Source organism: Thermodesulfobacteriota bacterium (assembly GCA_036482575.1).
Taxonomy (GTDB): domain Bacteria; phylum Desulfobacterota; class GWC2-55-46; order GWC2-55-46; family JAUVFY01; genus JAZGJJ01.
This window is the reverse complement of the sequence record JAZGJJ010000078.1, coordinates 1-4239: the sequence shown is the minus strand read 5'-3', so window position 1 is coordinate 4239 and position 4239 is coordinate 1. Positions and strand designations below refer to the sequence as shown.

3 protein-coding genes are annotated in these 4239 nt (G+C 58.7%); 2 read left to right on the top strand and 1 reads right to left on the bottom strand.

Features of this window, described 5'->3' with window-relative positions; translation table 11 throughout:
• Positions 1-867, bottom strand: an 867-nt coding sequence (locus V3W31_03335) for an AAA family ATPase (GenBank protein ID MEE9613973.1), incomplete at its 3' end; no start/stop codon positions are given.
• 809 nt (positions 868-1676) lie between these two features.
• Here V3W31_03335 and V3W31_03330 point away from each other — a divergent pair.
• Both V3W31_03330 and V3W31_03325 read left to right on the top strand, forming a co-directional pair.
• Positions 1677-3479: a tetratricopeptide repeat protein gene (locus V3W31_03330; protein ID MEE9613972.1), complete on the top strand. Its 1803-nt coding sequence runs from the start codon at positions 1677-1679 to the stop codon at positions 3477-3479.
• 17 nt (positions 3480-3496) lie between these two features.
• On the top strand, positions 3497-4239 hold a 743-nt coding region (locus V3W31_03325), incomplete at its 3' end, for a hypothetical protein (GenBank protein ID MEE9613971.1).

Genomic DNA, 4239 nt, shown 5'->3' with positions numbered 1-4239 from the left:
TATGACCTTGAACTCGGTCTCGGCGGCGAGGTATTCTATGTTAAGCTCCTCGGCCTCGGCCTCCCGGGTGCTTATCCTGCCCGAGAGCGCGAGCTCCGCGTCCGAGGCGGAGGACAGTTTTTTCTCCGCCCCGGTCCTCCGCTCCGCCATGCGACTGTATTCGAGCGAGGCGAGATAGAGGTCGAGGGATTTAAGCTCGTCTTTGAGGACCTTGTACCTTTCGGCCTTTTTGGCCTGGCGGTTCAGCGAGTTCAGCTGGCGCTTGACCTCGCTAATGATGTCGTTCACGCGGGTGAGGTTTTCGCGCGCGCCCTGAAGCTTCCTGAGTGCCGCGTCCTTTTTCTGCTTGTACTTGTTTATGCCGGCGGCCTCCTCGAAGAGGGTCCGCCTTTCCTCCGGCTTCGCGGTAACGAGCCACCCGACCTGGCCCTGCTCTATTATGGAGTAGGCGCGGGTGCCGATTCCCGTATCGGCGAAGAGGTCGACTATGTCCTTAAGCCGAGCGGGGACCTTGTTTATGTAGTACTCGCTGTCGCCGGAGCGGAACAGCCGCCTCTCGACCTCTATCTCGGTGAAGTTCGCGTAGCGCGCCGGGGCCTGGCCCCCTTCGTTCGAGAGGGTCAGGGCGACTGCGGCCATGCCGAGTTGTTTTCTCGAATCGCTCCCGGCGAAGATCAGGTCCTCCATGACCTTGCCACGGAGGTGCCGGGCGTTGTGCTCGCCGAGGACCCACCGGACGGCGTCCACGATGTTGCTCTTGCCGCACCCGTTAGGTCCCACTATGGCCGAGGTGCCCTTGGGGAAGACGAACGGGGTCTTGTCCACGAAGGACTTGAAGCCGTGGATAGCGAGTTTTTTGATTTTCATCTTTTCCCCTCTGGTTATGGCGGGCTCTGTTGCGGAATACCTGCCCCCCCTGCCCCCCGCTCGGATGCGGACGTGTCCAGCTGATTTTACTGAAAATTTAGCAGAGTTTTTGCCCCTTGTAAAGGAAAAAATACAAGGGAGAGTGGGCGGGGAGGCGAAATCCACAATATCTTGGGGCCGCCTGAGCGTTGCCCGCCGTGCGGCAGCACCCTGAGGGTGTTTTAAATTCGGGGCGATCTCCTGGGTACGCGATACCTAATGCTGTATGGGGCCGCGTATGGCGCTACCCGTGCGGCAGCACCCTGAGGGTGTTTCAAATTCTGGACGACCGTTGGTGGCTTATGGGGTGGAAGTTGCAGTGGGGTCGCATACACGTTAACCGTGCGGCAGCACCCTGAGGGTGTTTTAAATTCTGGACGGCCGTTGGTGGCTTATGGAGTGGAAGTTGCAGTGGGGCCGCATACACGTTAACCGTGCGGCAGCACTATGAAAGCTGTTTACATATCCGCCCCCCGCGTGGTATTTTCCCCTTTATGCATAAGGCGGGCCAGAATGCAGACCGGGGCAGGCTGTGGGTCGAGGCGGCGGCGGTCTTGCTTTTCGTGTGCGTGCTCAGCCTGAGCGCGCACGCTAGGAACGCGGTCTGGGGCGGACGGGTTTGCGCTCTGGGGGGACGCAGTGGAAAAATCCCTGCGCAAGGCGAGGGTGCGCAACTACCTCGGCCTCGCCCACGACCTGGCGGGACGGAACGAAGAGGCAAAGAGGCTCCGGGCTTCCCTCTCCGGCCGGTAACAGGTAGCCTGTAGAAGATGAGCGGCAACGAAGAAACGATACTCTCTGGAAGGTGGGGACGGCTTGCAGCCGTCATGGGTATAGTTGTAACCGCAATACTTGTCTACTCCAACGCCCTCCAGGGCCCCTTCCTCGTGGACGACCGCATGTACATACTGGGAAACCCGGCGGTGCGAGAGCTCGGAAGCTTCCTCGACCTCTCGGGCACGAGGTACGTGGCCTTCCTCTCCTTCGCCCTTAACTACGCCGCCAGCGAGTACTCGACCTTCGGATACCACCTGACTAACGTGGCGATACATACGATAAACGGTTTGCTGGTGTGGTGGCTTGTCCTTCTGACGTTCAGAGCCCCGGCCATGGAGCGGACCGGGGTAGACCCGAGCCTTAAGTACTTCGTGGCACTCGCTTCGGCCCTTGTCTTTATCTCACACCCGGTCCAGACCCAGGCCGTTACCTACATAACACAGAGGTTCACGTCGCTTGCCGTACTCTTCTACCTGCTCTCACTTGCCCTCTACGTCAAATGGAGGCTCTCTCCGGAGTTGAAGGGTCGGGCGGCTTTATATCTCTTCTCGCTCGTCTCGGCCGTACTCGCCATGAAGACAAAGGAGATAAGCTTTACCCTGCCCGCCGTAATCATACTTTACGAGTTTACGTTTTTCGGCCGTTCCTTTAACGGACACGAACTACGGCCACGGACACAGTTCTTACCGTTGCTCCCTTTCCTTTTGACCATGGCTATAATCCCTCTCGAACTCTTCGGTCCGGAGCTGGGGCTCTGGGAGGGCAGGCACGGGGTGGACGAGGAGTTCCTTAGAAAGGTACAGGTGGAGGATCTTTCGACCGTCCCCCCCTACGCCTATCTCATAACCCAGTCGAGGGTGGTCGTTACCTACCTGAGGCTGCTGGTGCTGCCGGTGGGCCAGCGCATGGACTACGACTACCCGTTCTCTCACTCCATATTCGAGCCGGAGGTGTTTCTGTCGTTCTTATTCCTTCTTTCTCTTTTTGGTTTTGCCGTTTATCTGTTTTTACGTTCACGCATCACGCATCACGCACACGGCCTTCTGGCCTCTTTCGGCATTATCTGGTTCTTCATAACCCTGTCGATCGAGTCGTCAATAATCCCGATAAAGGACCCCATTGCCGAGCACCGACTCTACCTTCCTCTTGCGGGCCTTTCGGTCTCCTTCGCTGCCGCGGTCTCTTATCTCTCAGGCGCGTTCCGGAGGGGGAGGGGGGGGAGGGGGGCGTGGGTCGCCGTGCTCGTAATTGTCGCGGCCCTTTCGGTCGCCGCCCATACGCGGAACAGGGTCTGGGCCGACGAGTTGACCTTCTGGCACGACGAGGTAAGTAAGTCGCCCGGCAAGGCCACGGTACATGACGGGCTCGGTCTCGCCTACCAGAGGATGGGTAGGGCGGGTGACGCCTTGAGGGAGTTCGAGGAGGCGGTAGCGCTGGGCCCCGGCTACGCCGGCATCCACAATAACCTCGGGATCCTCTACTTCGAGCTGGGCCGGATGGACGACGCCGTAAGGGAGTTCGAGGCCGCGGTGCGCCTTGTGCCGGGCTTTGCCGAGGCACACAATAACCTCGCCGGCATCTACTATGTGCAAGGCCGGCTGGACGAGGCCATAGAGGAGTACAGGGAGGCCCTGAGGCTCAGTCCCGGATATGCGGAGATACACTACAACCTCGCCATTGTCTATAAGAAGAAGGGGCTTACCGAAGAGGCGGCAAGGGAGATCGAAGCGCTACTTCAGATAAGGCCGGACCACGAAGAGGCCAAGAGGCTCCGGGCTTCCCTCTCCGGCCGGTAGCAGGTAGCCTGTAGAAGATGAGCGGCAACGAAGAAACGATACTCTCGGGAAGGTGGGGCAGGCTTGCCGCCGTCATGGGTATAGTTGTAACCGCCGGGCTTGTCTACTCTAACGCCCTCAGCGGCCCCTTCCTCGTTGACGATCACATCTACATCCTTAAGAACCCGGAGGTGCGGAGCCTCGGGAACTTCCTCGACATCTCTGGCACGAGGTACGTGGCCTTCCTCTCCTTTGCCCTTAACTACGCCGTCGGCGGGTACTCGCCGGTCGGCTATCATCTGGTAAACGTCGTCATCCACGTAATAAACGGCCTCCTGGTCTGGTGGCTCGCGCTACTCACTTTCCGGAGCCCGGCCCTTTCCGGGGCCGGAGAAGACACGCGGCTGAGTTACTTTATCGCACTCGGTGCGGCCCTTATCTTCATAAGCCACCCGGTCCAGACCCAGGCCGTCACCTATATAACGCAACGCTTTGCCTCTCTTGCGACACTCTTTTACCTTCTCTCTCTGGCGCTTTATGTTAAATGGAGGTTGTCTCCGGAGTTGAAGAGCCGGAGTGTCTTTTACATCCTCTCCCTCGTCTCGGCCGTGCTCGCCATGAAGACAAAGGAGATAGCCTTCACCCTCCCGCTTGTAATCGTTCTCTATGAATTTACGTTTTTCGGTCTTTCCTTTAACGGGTTACGGGCACGGGCACGGTTTTTACCGCTGGTCCCGTTCCTTTTGACCATGGCAATAATCCCGCTCAGTATATTCGGCCC

Excerpts from the sequence above, each read along its gene's own strand:
- V3W31_03330 (MEE9613972.1), top strand. The coding sequence starts at position 1,677 with ATGAGCGGCAACGAAGAAACGATACTCTCTGGAAGGTGGGGACGGCTT.